General features: G+C 66.6%; 13 protein-coding genes. 7 read left to right on the top strand and 6 right to left on the bottom strand.

The window, feature by feature from the left end:
* Positions 1 to 48 precede the first annotated feature (48 nt).
* Both orn and NX784_RS19080 read left to right on the top strand, forming a co-directional pair.
* Positions 49 to 627, top strand: coding sequence for an oligoribonuclease (orn, locus tag NX784_RS19085; RefSeq protein ID WP_258818278.1), 579 nt, complete (start codon positions 49 to 51; stop codon positions 625 to 627).
* A gap of 74 nt (positions 628 to 701) precedes the next feature.
* On the top strand, positions 702 to 3191 hold the full coding sequence (locus NX784_RS19080; RefSeq protein WP_258818277.1) for a hybrid sensor histidine kinase/response regulator: 2490 nt from the start codon (positions 702 to 704) through the stop codon (positions 3189 to 3191).
* A 145-nt stretch (positions 3192 to 3336) separates the two neighbouring features.
* Here the strand turns inward: NX784_RS19080 and NX784_RS19075 are convergent, their stop codons facing one another.
* The 3 genes from NX784_RS19075 to NX784_RS19065 form a co-directional block, all read right to left on the bottom strand.
* Positions 3337 to 4302: an MBL fold metallo-hydrolase gene (locus NX784_RS19075; RefSeq protein WP_258818276.1), complete on the bottom strand. Its 966-nt coding sequence runs from the start codon at positions 4300 to 4302 to the stop codon at positions 3337 to 3339.
* Between the two features lie 115 nt (positions 4303 to 4417).
* On the bottom strand, positions 4418 to 6202 hold the full coding sequence (locus tag NX784_RS19070) for a chloride channel protein (protein ID WP_258818274.1): 1785 nt from the start codon (positions 6200 to 6202) through the stop codon (positions 4418 to 4420).
* Positions 6203 to 6206: 4 nt separating this feature from the next.
* A complete protein-coding gene (locus NX784_RS19065; protein WP_258818362.1) occupies positions 6207 to 6551 on the bottom strand; it encodes a MarR family winged helix-turn-helix transcriptional regulator in 345 nt (114 codons plus the stop codon).
* A 146-nt stretch (positions 6552 to 6697) separates the two neighbouring features.
* Here NX784_RS19065 and NX784_RS19060 point away from each other — a divergent pair, with 146 nt between their 5' ends.
* The gene (locus NX784_RS19060) at positions 6698 to 7888 is read left to right on the top strand and encodes an HPP family protein (RefSeq protein ID WP_307736047.1); all 1191 of its coding nucleotides are present in this window, start codon (positions 6698 to 6700) and stop codon (positions 7886 to 7888) included.
* Positions 7889 to 7929: 41 nt separating this feature from the next.
* Here the strand turns inward: NX784_RS19060 and NX784_RS19055 are convergent, their stop codons facing one another.
* Positions 7930 to 8418: a hypothetical protein gene (locus NX784_RS19055; RefSeq protein WP_258818272.1), complete on the bottom strand. Its 489-nt coding sequence runs from the start codon at positions 8416 to 8418 to the stop codon at positions 7930 to 7932.
* Positions 8419 to 8611: 193 nt separating this feature from the next.
* On the opposite strand from NX784_RS19055, the gene NX784_RS19050 reads away from it, so the two are divergent.
* Together NX784_RS19050 and NX784_RS19045 are read left to right on the top strand one after the other, a co-directional pair.
* Entirely contained in the window at positions 8612 to 9571 is a 960-nt protein-coding gene (locus tag NX784_RS19050; RefSeq protein ID WP_258818270.1) for a TraB/GumN family protein, read from the top strand.
* Between the two features lie 167 nt (positions 9572 to 9738).
* Positions 9739 to 11025, top strand: a complete 1287-nt coding sequence (locus tag NX784_RS19045) for a YihY/virulence factor BrkB family protein (RefSeq protein WP_258818269.1) — start codon at positions 9739 to 9741, stop codon at positions 11023 to 11025.
* Between the two features lie 77 nt (positions 11026 to 11102).
* Here NX784_RS19045 and NX784_RS19040 read toward each other — a convergent pair whose 3' ends face one another.
* Both NX784_RS19040 and NX784_RS19035 read right to left on the bottom strand, forming a co-directional pair.
* A complete protein-coding gene (locus NX784_RS19040) occupies positions 11103 to 11657 on the bottom strand; it encodes a PEP-CTERM sorting domain-containing protein (RefSeq protein WP_258818268.1) in 555 nt (184 codons plus the stop codon).
* A 423-nt stretch (positions 11658 to 12080) separates the two neighbouring features.
* Complete coding sequence (locus NX784_RS19035) at positions 12081 to 12770, bottom strand: UPF0149 family protein (RefSeq protein ID WP_258818267.1); 690 nt, start codon at positions 12768 to 12770, stop codon at positions 12081 to 12083.
* A 98-nt stretch (positions 12771 to 12868) separates the two neighbouring features.
* Here NX784_RS19035 and NX784_RS19030 point away from each other — a divergent pair, with 98 nt between their 5' ends.
* A complete protein-coding gene (locus tag NX784_RS19030; RefSeq protein ID WP_258818266.1) occupies positions 12869 to 13867 on the top strand; it encodes a serine/threonine protein kinase in 999 nt (332 codons plus the stop codon).
* Positions 13868 to 13980: 113 nt separating this feature from the next.
* Entirely contained in the window at positions 13981 to 16599 is a 2619-nt protein-coding gene (locus tag NX784_RS19025; RefSeq protein WP_258818265.1) for a coiled-coil domain-containing protein, read from the top strand.
* The last annotated feature ends 39 nt before the right edge of the window (positions 16600 to 16638 follow it).

Below are 16638 nucleotides of genomic sequence, written 5' to 3'. Positions count from 1 at the left end.
ATGCCTGTGAGAAAATGCAGGTTTAGCTATTACAGCAAAGAGAGAATTATGTCACAAGCCACCCCTACCGAAGCATCCGCCCAGCGTCCGAACGAATTCAACCTCGTCTGGATCGACATGGAAATGACCGGCCTCGATCCGGACAACGACCGCATCATCGAAGTGGCCGCCGTCGTCACGGACGCCAACCTGAACGTGCTGGCCGAAGGTCCCGTGATCGCCGTGCACCAGAGCGACGCCACCCTGGACAAGATGGATGCCTGGAACAAGGGCACGCACGGCCGTTCGGGCCTGATCGACCGCGTGAAGGCGTCGACGATCGACGAAGCGCAGGCCGAGGAGCAGCTGATCGCCTTCCTGAAGCAGTGGGTGCCGGCGAACAAGTCGCCGATGTGCGGCAACTCGATCTGCCAGGATCGCCGCTTCATGGCGCGCGGCATGCCGAAGCTGGAAGCCTTCTTCCACTACCGTAACCTGGACGTGTCCACGTTGAAGGAACTGTGCCGCCGCTGGAAGCCGGAACTGGCGTCCGGCTTCAAGAAGGCGCAGAAGCACACGGCGCTGGCCGACATCATCGAGTCCATCGAAGAATTGCGCTACTACCGCGAGCACTTCATCAAGCTGTAACGCGACCACGCGACCCCCGATACGAAGTTGCAATCGTGCATGGGGTCGTGGAGCAGGTATGCGAGAATCGGCGCATGGCTGACATTTTGCGTACCACCGCCGGCCTCGGCGGAGAGAGCGAAGTCCGGCGTCTCTTGCGGGAGCACGACTGGAGCATGTCGCCGCTCGGTCCGCCCGCAGGCTGGCCGCCGGAACTGGCCACCGCCGTGTCGATGGCCTTCAGCTCCGCCTTCCCGATGTTCGTCGCGTGGGGGCCCGACCTGCGCTTCCTGTACAACGACGCCTACGCCCCCATCCTCGGCGACAAGCACCCGGCCGCGTTCGGCGCGCCATTCCAGCAGGTGTGGTCGGAGATCTGGCCGGACCTCGTGCCGATCGTCGACCGCGCGCTGTCGAACATCTCCGCCTATTTCGAAGACCTGCCCCTGACGATGGAGCGCAAGGGCTTCCGCGAGTCGACCTGGTTCACGTTTTCGTATTCCCCGCTGCACGACGGCCACGGCCGCGTCGCGGGGCTGTACTGCACCTGCATCGAGACGACGGCCCGCGTGCAGGCCGAGCGCCGCGCGGCGTTCGAACTGACGATGGCCGACGCGCTGCGTCCCCTCGCGTCGAGCGACGACGCCATCCGCAAGGGCTGCGCGCTGCTGGGCCTGGAGCTGGGCATGGCGCGCGTGCTGTACGCCGAGGTCGACGATGGGCTCGCCACGATGGCGGTGCCGCGCGACTGGTGCCGGCCGGGCCTGGCCGGCGTCGCGGGCCACACATTCGCCATCGACGCGTTCGGCCCCGAGCTGGGGCGTGCGGGCCGCGCGGGCGACGTCGTCGCCGTGGCCGACGTGCGCGCCGACCCGCGCACGGCCGGGCGCCAGGGCACGTACCTCGCGCTGGACATCCAGGCCTGCCTCGCCGTGCCGCTGCGCCGCAGCGGGCGCCTGCAGGCCTTCCTCATGCTGGGCCTGGACCGGCCGCACGCGTGGACGGACGCCGACGTCGCGCTGGCGCGCGGCACCGCCGAGCGCATCCGCGCCGCCGCCGACCTGGCGCGCGTGCAGGGCACGCTGCGCGAAGAGCGCGACCGCAGCCGCACGATCCTCGACACGATCGCGGAAGGCTTCATGCTGCTCGCCAGCGACTGGACCGTCCTGCAGATCAACCCCGCCGGCCTGCGCATCGCGCACATGGAAGCGGACGACGTCATCGGCCGCAACCACTGGGATATCTGGCCGGAGGCGATCGACAGCGCGGCGGGGCGCATGTACCGCCGCGTGATGCGCGACCGCGTGGCCGGCACGGCGGAGTACCGCCAGCGCATGCCGGACGGCGGCGAGATCTGGTGCGAGGTGCGCGCCTACCCGACGGCCGACGACAGCATCGTGACGTTCTTCCGCGACGTCACGGAGCGCAAGGCCGCCGAGGACAAGCTGCACGCGGCCGACCGCCGCAAGGACGAATTCCTCGCGATGCTGGCGCACGAGCTGAGGAACCCGCTGGCGCCGATCAGCGCCGCCGCCGACCTCCTGCGCATCGGCCGCCTCGATGAAGCGAGGGTGCGCCAGAGCAGCGCGATCATCGGCCGGCAGGTGCGCCATATGACGAGCCTCGTGGACGACCTGCTGGACGTCTCGCGCGTGACGCGCGGGCTCGTCACGCTCGCGCGCGCGCCCGTGGCGGCGCGCACCATCGTCGACGAGGCGATCGAGCAGGTGCGTCCCATGTTCGAAGCGCGCCGCCAGCATCTCGCCGTCGACATCGCCGATCCGGATGCGACCGTCCTCGGCGACCGCGCGCGCCTCGTGCAGGTGCTCGCGAACCTCCTGAACAACGCGGCGAAGTACACGCCGGAAGACCGTCGCATCGAGGTTGCCGCCACCATCGACAAGGCGCGTGGCCGGTTGCTGCTCGTCGTGCGCGACGAGGGCATCGGCATCGAGCCGGAGCTGACGCCCCATGTGTTCGACCTGTTCACGCAGGCCGAGCGTTCGTCCGACCGCGCCCAGGGCGGCCTCGGGCTGGGGCTTGCACTCGTCAAGAACCTCGTCGAGCTGCACGGCGGCACGGTCCTCTGCACGAGTCCGGGGCTGGGGCAGGGCAGCACGTTCGAGGTGGCGCTGCCGCTGATGGAGCCTGCCATGCCGACGGCGCCACCCGCCTTCGCCACTGACACGGCCGGCGCAGCGTCCGGTGGACGGCGGCCGCTGCGATTGCTCGTGGTGGACGACAACGTCGACGCCGCGGCCACCTTGGGCATGCTGCTGGAAGCGTGCGGCTACCTGGTGGAGGTCGAACACGATTCGCAGCGCGCGCTCGAGCGGGCGCGCCAGCAGCGGCCGGACGTGGCGCTGCTCGACATCGGCCTGCCGGACATGGACGGGAACGAACTGGCGCGCCGCCTGCGCGCGGATGCGCAGACGGGCGCGATCGTGCTGGTGGCAGTCACGGGCTATGGACAGGAACAGGATCGCCGCGCGGCGTTCGAGGCGGGGTTCGACCATCACCTCGTGAAGCCCGTCGACATGGATGAGCTGGCGGCCTTGTTGGCAGGAATCGAGTCAGAGAGGTAGGGTGGACGGCTCGCCGTCCACGCGTCCAGCCAGCGGAGACTGGTCGGATCAGGTCGTGTGGTCCCGCGTGTGTCGTTTGAACGCGTGGACGGCACAGCCGTCCACCCTACGCATCAATGCAGCGGCACCGGGCGGCGGCAGCTTTTTAACGCATCTGCGTGTAATTGACCGGCACCCAGCGATACCCCTTGCCCTGCGTGGTCAGATGCCCGAGCCCCGGGAACTGCAGGTGCGCCCCGCCGACCAGCCAGCCGTTCTTGGCCGCCTCGTCGAACACGCGCTTGCGCGCCGCGTACGCGGCCTTCTCGTCGCTGTCGAAGGCGATGGTCACTTGCGGATTGTCGAACTGGACGGCGGCCAGGTGGATCAGGTCGCCGATCAGCACGAGCTTCTGGCCGTGGCTCTCCACCGCGTAGACCGTGTGGCCCGGCGTATGGCCATGCTCGGCCATCGCGGAGACACCCGGGACGAGTTCGCCGTCCGCATCGATGGCCTTGAACTTGCCGGCCTTGATGTACGGGTTGATCGACGCCATCGCGCCCTTGAAGAAATCCTTCTTGTCGGCCGGTGCCTTGTCCATGTTGGCCTGGCTGAGCCAGTAGTCGGCGTCGGCCTTCCCGGCGCGCACGATCGCGTTCGGGAACACGCGCTGGCCGTTGCTGACGAGGCCGCCGACGTGGTCGCCGTGCATGTGCGTGATGTAGATCTCGTCGATCTGTTCCGGCTGGTAGCCGGCCGCCTTCAGGTTGTTGACGAACTTGCCGACGGTCGGGCCGAACAGGGCGCCGGCGCCCGTGTCGACCAGCACGAGCTTGCTGCCCGTGTTGATCAGGAAGGCGTTGTCGGAGGTTTCCACCGGCACCTTGAGGAAATTCTTCGCGATGGCGGCGCGCGTCACCTCGGGCTTCTCGCGCATGTACTGGTCCATCGGCAGGTCGAACGTGCCGTCGCTGATCGGCGTGACTTCGAAGTCGCCGACCATCACGCGGTAGAAGCCGGGGGCCGGCGTCTTGACCATCGGCGCGGCGGCCTGGGCGGCGGGAACGGCGAGGCCGGCGGCTGCCATGGCGAGGGCGGCGGCGAGCAGGGTCTGCTTGAGCGGTTTGATCATGTTGTTATCCTCGATGAATGAACGACCGCGCGCGAACGCGGGTTGCTTATCGTACATGATTGTTCAGTAACTCGCTGGACCGTGCCGGCCGCCCGCGCGGCCTCTTTGCCCTCGGTCAGGTTTCGGCGCGATCGGACGCGCGGCGGCCGCGTCCCAGCGGCAAGGTGCGTAGCACGAGCCGTTCGTGTTCCTCGTCGTGCAAGGTGGCCGTCGCCTTGATCAGGTCGCTGCGGCTGACGATGCCCACCAGTTGCCCGTGGCCGGGCTGCGCCACGACGGGGAGGCGTTCGATGCCGTGCACGGCCAGGCGCGTGGCGACGGCGCGGCACGTCTCGCCCGGCAGCGCGACGAGCGGCGGGTTGGCGCCGTACAGCGCGCCGACGGGAAGCTCGGGCAGGTGGCCCGTCAGCGTGTCGCGCTCGAGCATGCCGATGACGACGCCGCTCCGGACGACGGGGAAGGCGCGGTGCTGCTGGCCGGGGCCGAAGCGGTTCGCGAGCACGGTGCCGATGGTGTCGTTGGCGTCGACGTGCAGCACGTCCGTCGTCATGACCTCGGCCACGCTGTGGCGCTCGAGCGGGTCGATGCCGTATTCGCGGTAGATGTGGTGGCCGCGGCGGGCGATCTTTTCCGTCAGGATCGAACGGCCCATCGTCAGCACCGTGAAGCCGTATGCGCCGGCCGATGCCGCCAGCAGCGGCAGCAGGGAGTTCGCGTCATGCGTGAGTTCGAAGGCGAACACGACGGCCATCACGGGCGCGCGCATCATGCCGCCCAGGGTGGCGGCCATGAACACGAGCGGCCAGAGCGCGGGATCGGCGCCGGGCAGGTAGGGGCCGAGCAGGGCGCCGAGGCCCGCGCCCAGCATCAGCAGCGGAGCGAGCACGCCGCCGGACGTGCCGGACCCGAGCGCGATCAACCAGATGACGAGCTTCACCGCGAGCAGGCCGACGATGGCGCCCGCCAGCATGTGATTGTGCAGAAGGTCGCCGATGACGTCGTAGCCGACGCCTAAAGCGCGCGGCTGGAAGTAGCCGCCGATGCCGACGGCGAGGCCGCCCAGCGCCGGCCACCACATCCAGTGGATGGGCAGGCGGTGGAAGGCGTCCTCGACGCGGTACAGCGCCGTCGACATCAGCCACGCGAGCGCGCCGCACGCGATGCCCGCGACGAGGCAGGACACGAGGGCCACGGGGCTCACGGCTGCCGTCTGCAGCGGGAACAGGGCGCCCGCGCCGATCGCGAGCGGACGGAGGAAGCCCGCGACGGCGCACGCCGTCGCGACGGGCAGCAGGCTGCGCGGGCGCAGTTCGAACAGCAGCAGTTCGACGGCCATCAGCACGGCGGCCACCGGTGTGCCGAACACGGCCGTCATGCCGGCCACGGCGCCCGCTACGAGCAGCGACTTGCGCTCGCCACCCGTCAGGTGGAAGTACTGGGCGAGCAGCGAGCCGATTGCGCCGCCCGTCATGATGATCGGGCCTTCCGCGCCGAACGGGCCGCCGCTGCCGATCGCGATGCCGGACGACAGCGGTTTCAGCACGGCGACCTTCGGCGACATGGCGCTGCGCTTGAACAGGATCGCCTCGATCGCCTCGGGAATGCCGTGGCCGCGGATGGCTTCCGTGCCGAAGCGGGCGATCAGGCCGATGATGAGGCCGCCGATTACGGGAATCGCGATCACCCATGCGCCCAATGTGTTGTTGGCCGGCGACAGGTCGTCGAACGAGAATTTGCCGTAGAAGAACAGGTCCGTGAAGAAGCGGATCATCGTCAGCAGGACGCGCGCGGCGACCGTGCTGAGCGCGCCGATGACGGCGGCGAGGGCGGCGATGCGGAGCAGGTTCGCGTCGCCGGAAAAGTCGCGCCGGGGCGCGGTAGGGTGCGTGGTTGTTTTCATATTGTCATGCAAGAGTGGGAACGGTGAAGACGCCTTGCAGCGCGCGCAGTTCGGCGTGGTGGACGGCGGCCAGGCGCGTCAGCAAGGCTTCGCCCTTGGGCAGCAGGTGCACTTCGACGCGGCGCCGGTCGGCCGCGTTCGTGCGGCGCTCGACGAGGTCGCCGGCCTCGCAGCGCGAGACGAGCGCGACGACGCCGTGCTGCTTGGCCTGCAGGCGCTCGGCCAGCTCGCCGACGGTGGCCCATTCGCGTCCGGGAAAACCCTTGATGTGCAGGAGGAGCAGGTATTGCAGCGGCGTGATGCCTTCCGCCTGCACGGCGTTTTCGGAGAAGCGCTCGTAGCGCCGCATCTGGTAGCGGAATTCCGACAATGCGGCGAAATCCGGCTTGGACAGCGGGGGTGATTCGTCTTTCACGGGGATGGACCTGCTGGAGGGCGTTGGCTTTGGGAACCAAATAATATATCATAACGTGATATTTTTTTGCAGCGACAGGAATGATGCTGGAACACAGTTTGGAATGGCTGCGCTCGTTCGTACCGCAGCCGAATACGGTGCCGCGCGGCGAACGCATGCGTGCGGTGGCAGGGGCTCTCGTGGGGCTGTTCGTGACGGCGATCCTCAGCGACATGCTGACGAAGGGATCGGGCATCGGGCCGCTGGCCCTCGTCGCCCCGATGGGCGCATCAGCCGTGCTGCTGTTCTGCGTGCCGGCCAGTCCGCTGGCCCAGCCGTGGTCCGTGATCGGCGGGAACACGATTTCCGCGCTGATCGGCATCATCTGCGCGAAGAGCGTCGCCAATCCCGCGCTGGCCGCGCCGCTGGCGGGCGCCTGTGCCATCTTCGTCATGTTCCTGCTGCGCTGCCTGCATCCGCCCAGCGGCGCCGTGGCGCTGACGGCCGTTCTCGGCGGACCCGCGATCCACGCGGCGGGCTTCACGTTCGCGTTCCTGCCCGTCTGCCTGAACTCCACGCTGATCGTGCTGGCCGCGCTCGTGTTCAACAATCTGACGGGCCGGCGCTATCCGCACAACCAGAAATCGATGCTGCGCACGGCGCAGCAGGCGGCGCACGCGACGCGCGACCCGGCACCGATGGCGCGCCTGGGCTTCACGGCCGAGGACCTGGACGGCGTGCTCGCGCGCTACGGCCAGGTGCTGGACGTCAGCCGCGACGACCTGGAAGAGATCCTGCTGCAGACGGAGCAGCGCGCCTACGCCCGCCGCTTCGGCACGGTGAACTGCGGGGCGATCATGTCGAAGGACGTCGTGACGGCCACGCCCGAGATGACGCTGGCCGAAGCATGGCGCCTGCTGCGCCACCACAACCTGCACGCGCTGCCGGTGCTGGACCCGTCGCGCCGCGTGGCGGGCATCATCGGCCAGAGCGATTTCCTGCACCATGCGGGCCTGGACGATTACCAGACCGTGGCCGAGCGCCTGCGCGGCCTGTTCGCCCACGTGCTGGGCGTGCGGCCGGAGCGGGCGGCGACGGTGGGGGAGTTGATGTCGACGAAGGTCGCGGTCGTGAGCGCGGACGAACCGATTGCCACGCTCGTCCCGTTGATGAGCAACGTGGGCCTGCACCACATTCCCGTCGTGGACGAGCGCGCCGTGTTTCTCGGCGTCGTCAGCCAGTCGGACTTGCTGGCCGCGCTGTTCGAGGCTCGCCTGGCCGAAGCGGCCTGAAGCGGCGACTCAATGCAGTACGCACAGGACCGCACTTCCTCTTAAGCCGTTTTTGCTTCGATCAGGCTGCGGATGATGTTGATGACTTCATACGCCTTTTGTTCACCGATATTCTGTCCCTCGATCACAGAGCGCTTGAACGCGAAACCACCGACCCAGCTCGAGTTCTCTACGACGCCCACGGTCAATTCCTTGTTCAGGAAATAGTAAAGTGGACCGACAATCAAGCCGAGTCCAAAAAATGGCGTCAGGAGCAACCCGAGCAGCAGGGCCATTTGCCAGGGCTTGACGTAGCCGTAATAGGCCGAGCAAACCGACAGCATCGGAATGACGCGTTTTTGCTTGCCAGACAGGGAGCCGGCAGTGAAGACGATCATCGTGTCCCGGATTTCGACTTCCGTGGTGGGATCGATACCGATGACAGACAGGAGCCAGGCGAACAGACCGGCCTCGCGCCCGATCAGGTGCACATAATTTCCGTCTTTGTTCTGGGTCGTGCCGGCGTACCATTTCTTGATTACGAGTGCCATTGTTATTTTTCCGTTGGGTGAAATTAGTTGAAATGCAGATGTTGAGCCGAAGAACATCAATTCCTATCGGAAATGCCGCGTCATTATGGAACAAAATTTGATTTCTATAAGGAAATAATTGCTAATTGTGAAGCTTTTGCAACCGCCGAAGCTGTCGTGACAATCGGAGAGCTTTTCTCAATGGCAGCCTGCTATGCTGATCCGAACGGCTGAGTTCGGCCAAATCCAGACACTCGGCGGCACGTGGGATATGCGTGTGCCTTTTCCAGTCGATCTCGCGCAATATTCTTGTTCTGCAAAAACGAGGACGCTCGACATGAAGAAACGCAGCATCGCCGTCACCATATTTACTGCCTTCATTGCGGTTCTCGCGGTGCCCACGAGGGCAGTGAACATTCCCGCTGGCATGGATTGCTCGGCGATTCCGCGTACGACCGATTATTTGCGCGGTCACCGGATCGTGATGTTTGGCGAAGGTCACGGCACCAAGGAGTCACCGGCCACTTTTTTGCGCATCGTGTGTGCTGCCCTCAGACAAGGCGCCAGTGTTGCGGTCGGCCTGGAAATGCCCGTCGACTTGAACGAGCCTCTCGCCACTTATCTGCAATCAACGGGTGACCTCGCCGCCCGTACCGCGCTGTTGCGCACTGAGTTTTGGAAGCAAGGGCAAGATGGCAGGGCCAGCGTGGCGATGGCCGATATGATCGACGGTTTGCGTCGTTTGCGTCAGGCCGGCTATTCTCTGGAAGTGTTTGCCATGCAAGGGGCAGGCGCCGACTGGCACCTTCGCAATGACGAGAAGATGGCAACACGGATACGCGAGGCGTTTAATGCCGCCCCGACGTCGCTTATTCTGACGTTGACCGGCAATGTTCACAGCATGAAAACAAAGCCCGAATGGTTCCCTGCCGAAGTGCCTGCGCCGATCCCCACTTACCTCAAGGACCTCGCCCCGGTCACGTTCGATTTGACGTCGACTGGTGGAAGCGCCTGGAGCTGCCAAAAGGAGTGCGGCCCTCGTGCCGAATCCGTTCGTTCCGGCCCTGACGAATTTGTCGTCGCCGCATCGGGAATGGGTGACGCCTATACCGGCCAGATTAACATCGGCAAAACAACCGCATCGCCGCCCGCCGCCGCTGAACCTCATTATTGACAATCGACTTCCCAGCGCTGTTGCGGGAGCGTGAAAAACACGACGGCGCGGAGTTTTGCTCCTGTAGACGGTGAGTCACCGTACTGAACGTCCCTGATGGAAGGCTTACGGTGAAGCTATCAAGTCGATAGCACATCTGATGACCGTAAGAGCCACAGGAGGACGATATGACCACGACCGCTCACGAGATCCATGAAGCGGAAACCCGGCTGGCTGCCGCCGAGCTGGGAACGAATGAGCAATTCCAAGCGTTGAAATCGAAGGTTTCGGACGTGCTTTCCTCTCCGTACATGCGCGGCGCCGCCGTACTGGGCATCTCGGCGGCGGGCTACGCGCTCCTCAGGCGCAAGAAAGCCCCGATATCCGACATTGCACCGGAGCGTAAAGACCGCCTCGGGGAGTTGCTGAAGGTCGGTAGTTTTGTTCTCTCACTGGTCGCGCCGATTGCCTCGGCCATGAGCACTGTCAGCGCCGATGCATCCGCCCCGGTCGAGAAAGAAAAGGAACCCGCGCCGACGCGTTTTGAGGACGGCAAAGTCGACGCGAAGGACGCGGAACCATCTGCAAGCGCGCCTGCGCGCCCGACGTTCGAGCAAACCTCGACGAGCTGGATTGGTCGCCAGTGGCAGATCTTCCGGGCGGCGGCAAACGCATGGATGGATGATTACGCGCCGAGCATGGGGGCAGCGCTTTCGTATTACACGCTGTTTTCCTTGGCACCGCTACTGGTGTTGATCATCGCGATTGCCGGGATGGTATTTGGACAGGACGCCGCACAAGGAGCAATTATTGCCCAGTTTCAAAGCATTATGGGTAAGCAGGGGGCGACGGCCTTGCAGGGCTTGCTGAACGCTGCGCGCGAACCATCTACCGGGGTTGTCGCCAGTATCGTTGGCGGTGTTCTTCTGCTTGTGGGCGCAACCGCCACGTTCGCCGAGCTGCAAACGGATTTGGACCGCATTTGGCGCGTGCCGGCGAAAGCGAAGCCGTCGGGCGTATGGGGCTGGTTGCGCAGCCGGATATTATCGTTCGGGCTGGTTCTCGGACTGGCTTTCATGCTGATGATTTCACTCGTCGTCAGCGCCGCGCTGGCAGCGGCCAGCGATTGGTTGGGCGGGGTGACGGCAGCGGAAAGCGTCTTGGCAAACGTATTGAATTTCGCCGCGTCGTTCGCGCTCTTCACCGTGCTGTTCGCGATGATCTACAAGATCATGCCGACCGCGAAGATATCGTGGCACGATGTGTGGATGGGGTCCGCGGTCACGGCGTTGCTCTTCAATGTCGGCAAAGCGTTGATCGGGTTGTACCTCGCGAAATCGAGCGTGGCCTCGGGTTTTGGTGCGGCCGGCTCGTTTGTCATTCTCGTCGCGTGGTTTTATTACTCCGCGCAGATCTTCCTGTTCGGTGCCGAATACACCTGGGTGTACGCCAACAGCACGGTACAGAACGGGTAGATCGGACCGCCAACGCGAAAAAGGCCAACATGACTGTTGGCCTCTTCGTATCAGACATGCTGATCTGACGGTATGTCTTAACGCGCCTTGCGACGACGCAGTACGCTCATGCCAAACGCGCCGAGACCGAGCAGGGCGATGGATGCAGGTTCCGGCACATCGTTGCTCTGTGGCGTATTCCGGACATAGATCGTTTCCGGTACGCCGCTGATCGGGCCATTCACGCCGTCGGTTACATTGCCAAAGGCAAAGTCGCCCGTATCGACGTGCCTAAAATCGCTCCAGTACTCGGAAGCATAGATGTAGATCGAATGGTCGGTAATCGTCTGCGGGGAAACGATGCCGCCCGGGTTTCCAGGGGCAATGAAATCGTTCCACAGCGGATGGGCGGCCCACTCGGCCGCGGTAGCCGCACGCCAGCCTTCAGCGGCGCGGTAGCTGGCTGGCTCGATATTTCCTGCACCCCATTCGTTCGGTGCGATCGGACCGGCATACACCCAGTCGAGGCCGCTATTGTTGAAGTTGCTGAGGATGTTCGCGGTTGGAATCGCGGTGCTGGAATCGATGATGACTGCTTGAGCATTCGAAAACACACCGGTAACCAGAGCCAAGCTCAGAAGAATCTTTTTCATTTTTTTCAGTTTCTTTCAGGTGGTTGAGGACAATATCTATAAAGCAAGATAGATGCCAGCACGAAATGTTTAGTATTAACAAGCACTTACTAATTCGACAACTGTCAAGTGTAAATATTTTCGACAGGAATCACTGGTGTCGCGCATGCATCGAAATCGTGGCAATGCCCGGCCATTGACGCCGCAGCAGATCAGCGGGCAAGCACGATGGCGATCGACAGGAAGCGGCGAACGGGGTCAGCGGGGACGCGTCGAAAGCGAGCCAGCGGGCGCGCGAACGAGGGAAGAGGAACTGCAGCGGTGTGGACACGGCGTGTCCACACCAAGGGGATTATCGCTGACGCCGACAGGGCAATGGATGGTCGTGGCCGTGCGGTGTGGCAGCCGGGTCGGCGTGCGCGCCGAGGCGCCATCCTGGCGGAGTCAGCCTTCGTTGGCCCCGCAGCACTTCTTGTACTTCTTGCCGCTGCCGCACGGGCAATCGTCGTTGCGGCCGACCTTCGGTTCGTCACGGCGCACGGTTTCGACGGCGGCCTTGCGGCGCGGCAGCCAGAAGCGGTGGATGCCCGGCAGGTTCGCCTCGATGTCCAGGGCCAGCTTGTGCGCCTTCTTCGGATCTTCGACTTCGGCCAGCTCACTTTCGTCGATCTCGTCGGCGCCCAGCAGGTAGATGGGGCGCATCAGGGGGCCCGCTTCCGAATCCCAGATCTCGTCCCACGAACCGGGACGCAGCTCCATGCCTTCCCAGAAACCCCAGCACCACGCCTCGGCATCGATCAGCGTCTCGCCGTTGATGTCGTGCTCGACGTACAGCGGCTCGAATTCCTTCGGCGCGACCTCGAACGTGACGAGCACCTCGTTCATGAAGCGCATGACGAGGTTGACGATGCGCTCTTCCTCCTTCGGATTCTTCCACTTGGGCACGGCGCCTTCTTCGCCCCACACGCGCGGCAGCCATTCGGCGGGCATGATGGTTTCCGGGCCGATGGCGATGGCCGTCAGGTAGCCATGCAGCGTGTCCATCGTCATCGCGTCGTCGGAGCAGCGGTCGGACAGGAGGAAGTTGTCGAGGTCGTCGAATTCTTTTTCGGAGAGGGGCTGGTCGAGTTGCATTGTTGCGTTTCCTTGCGTTGAAGGCGCCAGTGTAACGCCTGTTGCCCCCCGCCCGGCGAAAAAAGACGCGTTCCGGCCGCCCGTCTTACAATGGCGGGATGGATACACAGTCTGACAACCCGAGCCAACACCCTTTTTCCCGACTCGATCCCTTGATGGTGCTGGACGCCGTCGACAGCGTGGGCCTGTGCGGCGACGGCCGCCTTCTCGCGCTGAACAGCTACGAGAACCGCGTGTACCGTGTGGGGCGCGAGGAGGGGCCTCCCGTCGTCGTCAAGTTCTACCGCCCCGGCCGCTGGAGCGACGCCGCCATCCTCGAGGAACACGCGTTCGTGCAAGAACTGGCCGACGCGGAAGTGCCCGTCGTGCCGGCGGAGACGATCGACGGCCGCACCCTGCACGAGCACGACGGCTTTCGTTTCGCCGTGTTTCCCAGCCGCGGCGGGCGGGCGCCGGAGTTGTCCGATCCGGCCACCTTGGAATGGATCGGCCGCTTCATCGGCCGCATCCACGCGGTGGGCGCGGCGCGGCCGTTCGCCGAGCGTCCGCGGCTCGATCTCGACACGTTCGGCCGCGAACCGCGCGCCTGGCTGATCGGCCACGGGTTCATTCCGCCCGAGCTGCTGACGGCGTATGCAAGCGTGCTCGACCAGGCGCTGGACGGCGTCGCCCGCTGCTACGACCGCGCGGGCGCGTTGCCCCTGATCCGCCTGCACGGCGATTGCCACGTGGGCAACGTGCTGTGGACGGACGGCCCGCACTTCGTCGACTTCGACGACAGCCGCATGGGGCCGGCCGTCCAGGACTTGTGGATGCTGTTGTCGGGCGAGCGCCACGAGATGGTGCGCCAGCTGTCCGACGTGCTCGCGGGCTACGAGGATTTTTGCGAGTTCGACCCGCGCCAGCTGTATCTCGTCGAGGCGCTGCGTACATTGCGGCTCATTCATTACTCTGCATGGCTGGCGATGCGCTGGGACGATCCCGCGTTTCCCGCCGCTTTCCCCTGGTTCAATACCCAACGCTATTGGCAAGACCGCATCCTCGAGCTGCGCGAGCAGGTGGCGCTGATGGATGAGCCGCCTTTGTGGCCGGTCTAAACGCGGAATTGCCACTGTTTCACGATTCAGCTCGGCGTGACACGAAACGCAGCCATGCCGCATAATCGTAGTGCGGGCCCGTCCGGGCCCGCTTGCCATCCAGCGAGCATTCCATGACCGACCGCGCCGACCAGACCGACCCGACCGCCAAGCACGACGACGCCGATTTCACGATCGACCTGATGCCCGCCGCCCAGGAGCACGCGGCGCCGCAAGTCGAGCCGCAGCGCGAGCATCTGGAGCAGCGTGCGATCAAGGAAGGCATCGCGCGCGTGGAGGCGGAAGCGAAGGCGGCCGTCGCGGCCGAGAACCGCGCCCATGCCGAGGCCCGCGCCCGCAGCCTGGCCGAGGAACGGGCCGCCATCGATGCGGAAGCGGCGGCCGCGGCGCTCGCGAACGCGCAGGCGTCGGAAGACGCGATCGAGGCCAACCGCGACCGCATCGAGACCTTGCGCGCCGCCGCCAAGGCCGCGGCCGAGCGCCTGGACGCGATCCGGCAGGAGACGGCCGGGCTGCGCGCCCGCGTCGAATCGGACACGCAGATCCGCCTCGCGGCCGAGGCGCGTACCCGCGCCGAGGACGATGCCCGCAAGCGGGCGGAAGAACAGGCGAGGGTCGACGCCGAGATGGCCGAACGCGCCCAGCGCGAGGCCGACGCATTGGCCATGCAGGCCGAACAGGCGCGCCTGCAGGCCGCCGAGCGCGCGGCCGCGGTGCACGCAGCGCACGAGGAAGTGCACTACAGCGCCAGTGCCGATGCCCGCGTGGCGATCCTCGCGCGCGAGCGCGAACGGGCCGAGCGCGCGGCGCGCCAGACCGCGGAGAAGCTCGCGCAGGCGGAGGCCGAAGCGCTGGAACTGGCCCAGCAGCGCGAGCGGGCGGACCAGGTCGCGCTGGCGTCCGCGTTCGCGCGCGCATCCGCGGAGGCGCGCGCGCTCGAGGAAGCACGCGCCCTCGCGCACATCGAACAGGAACGGGAAGCCATCGCGCAGGCGCAGGTGGAATCGGAGCGGACGGCCGCGCAATCGCTGCGCATGCGCATGCAGACGGAGAAGGAATTGCGCGACGCCGCCGTCCACCGCGAGCGCCTGGAACAGATGGCGGCCGACGCCGCGAGCGCGCGGCGCGAAGCGGAAACGCGCATCCTCGCCGCCACCGAGGCGCGCATCGAGGCCGACCGCAAGCTGCGCGACGTCGCGCTGGCCCGCGCCGCGGCGGAAGAAGAGGAATCCCAGCAGAGCCAGGCGCGCCTCGACGCCGAGCGCGAAGCGGCGCAGCAGGCGCGCCTGCGCGCCGAGGCCGACCGCATGGCGCAGGAGGCGGCACACCGCGACGCCGAGGCGCAGCAGCGCGAGCGCCAACTCGCCGAGGAGCGGGCCGCACTGGCCGACGCCGCGGCGGCGGCGCGCGCCGCGCAGAACGCGGCGGCCGAGGCGGAAGTCGCCGCCCAGGCCGAGCGGGTCGAACACGAGCGCGAGGCCGCGCGCCTTGCAGAGGAGCGCGCCGCACAGGCACGCGAGGCCGCGCAGGCCGAGGCCGCGCGCGTGCAGGCCGAGCAGGATGCGCTGGCGCGCGAGCACGCACGTCTCGAGGCCGAGCGCACGTTGACGGCGGCGGCCGAGGCGCGCGCCGCCGCGGAACAGGAGCAGGCGGCGCGGCTGGCCGAGCGGATCGAAGCGCTGCAGCGCGAGATCGCCGCACTGCAGGCCGAGGCGGCGGCCCGCTTCGCGGCCGCGGAGCAGGAGCATGCGGCCCGCCTGCAGGCCCAGCGCGACGCGCTCGCGGCCCAGCAGGCCGACGTCGAGGCGCGCCGCGCCGCCCTCGAACAGGAGCACGCCGCGTTGCTGCAGTCGCACCGCGACGCGCTTGCTCGCCAGCAGGCCGAATTCGACGCGCGCCGCGCCGCGGCCGAACAGGAACACGCGGCGCTGCTGGCCGCACACGCCGAACAGGAACAGCGCGCGGCCGCCGAGCGCCAGGCCGTCATCGATGCGCAGCGTGCCGTCACGGAGCAGGCGACGCGCCAGGCCGACGCCGAACAAGCCGTCGCCGACGCCCAGCGCGCCCAGGCGGCGCGCGCGGCGGAACTGGCGCAGGCGCAGGCCGACCGCGCGGCCCACGAGCGGCGCCAGCAGCAGTTGACGGAAGAATTGCTGGCAGCCGAGCGGGCCGCCGCGAACGTCGCGCACGACGCCTTGCTGCTGCTGGAACAAAAGCTGTCGTCGCAGCAGCAGCAGACGGCGGCCGACGTGGGCGCCAACGAAGCGGCGGCGGCGCGCATGGCGTCCGAACGGGCGGCCGTGGCGGCGGCCGAGGCCCGCGCCGCCGCCGAGACCGAACGCGCCCAGCTGGCGAAGATGCGCGAGGCGGCCGAGCAGGCGGCGGCCCAGGCCGCGATCGACAAGCGCGACGCCCAGCGCGCGCTGCTGGCCGACGCCCAGCGGGCGGCCGAGATGCAGCGCAAGACGGCGCTGGCGACGCAGGAAATGGCGGATGCGAAGAAGCGTCTCGTCGAACTGGAGTCGGCGCGCCAGGACGAGCAGGTGGCGGAACTGGCCGCGCTGCGCGAACAGATCGAGGCGCGCCAGGCCGGGGCCAAGCAGCGCGCGGAATCGGAAGACCTCGCACGCGAAGTGCTGGGACGGTTCTCGCAGCAGCCGTCGAAGGTGCAGGCCGCGATTCGTCTCGCCGATGCCGTCGCCAAGCAACGGGCGGACCGCGAGCACGAGTGATCGCGCTGCCGGGTTCACGCGAACGTCAGCACATCGCTG

It is taken from the genome of Massilia pinisoli, from assembly GCF_024753285.1.
Classification (GTDB): Bacteria; Pseudomonadota; Gammaproteobacteria; order Burkholderiales; family Burkholderiaceae_D; genus Telluria; species Telluria pinisoli.
Note: the sequence above shows the minus strand (reverse complement) of the source record. Positions and strands in the feature narration are given on the sequence as shown.

Coding starts and splice junctions, on each gene's coding strand:
- NX784_RS19060 (WP_307736047.1), top strand. CDS start 6,698: ATGATGCTGGAACACAGTTTGGAATGGCTGCGCTCGTTCGTACCGCAG.
- NX784_RS19050 (WP_258818270.1), top strand. CDS start 8,612: ATGCTGATCCGAACGGCTGAGTTCGGCCAAATCCAGACACTCGGCGGC.
- NX784_RS19055 (WP_258818272.1), bottom strand. CDS start 8,418: ATGGCACTCGTAATCAAGAAATGGTACGCCGGCACGACCCAGAACAAA.
- NX784_RS19035 (WP_258818267.1), bottom strand. CDS start 12,770: ATGCAACTCGACCAGCCCCTCTCCGAAAAAGAATTCGACGACCTCGAC.
- NX784_RS19080 (WP_258818277.1), top strand. CDS start 702: ATGGCTGACATTTTGCGTACCACCGCCGGCCTCGGCGGAGAGAGCGAA.
- orn (WP_258818278.1), top strand. CDS start 49: ATGTCACAAGCCACCCCTACCGAAGCATCCGCCCAGCGTCCGAACGAA.
- NX784_RS19075 (WP_258818276.1), bottom strand. CDS start 4,302: ATGATCAAACCGCTCAAGCAGACCCTGCTCGCCGCCGCCCTCGCCATG.
- NX784_RS19070 (WP_258818274.1), bottom strand. CDS start 6,202: ATGAAAACAACCACGCACCCTACCGCGCCCCGGCGCGACTTTTCCGGC.
- NX784_RS19040 (WP_258818268.1), bottom strand. CDS start 11,657: ATGAAAAAGATTCTTCTGAGCTTGGCTCTGGTTACCGGTGTGTTTTCG.
- NX784_RS19030 (WP_258818266.1), top strand. CDS start 12,869: ATGGATACACAGTCTGACAACCCGAGCCAACACCCTTTTTCCCGACTC.
- NX784_RS19065 (WP_258818362.1), bottom strand. CDS start 6,551: ATGCGGCGCTACGAGCGCTTCTCCGAAAACGCCGTGCAGGCGGAAGGC.
- NX784_RS19025 (WP_258818265.1), top strand. CDS start 13,981: ATGACCGACCGCGCCGACCAGACCGACCCGACCGCCAAGCACGACGAC.
- NX784_RS19045 (WP_258818269.1), top strand. CDS start 9,739: ATGACCACGACCGCTCACGAGATCCATGAAGCGGAAACCCGGCTGGCT.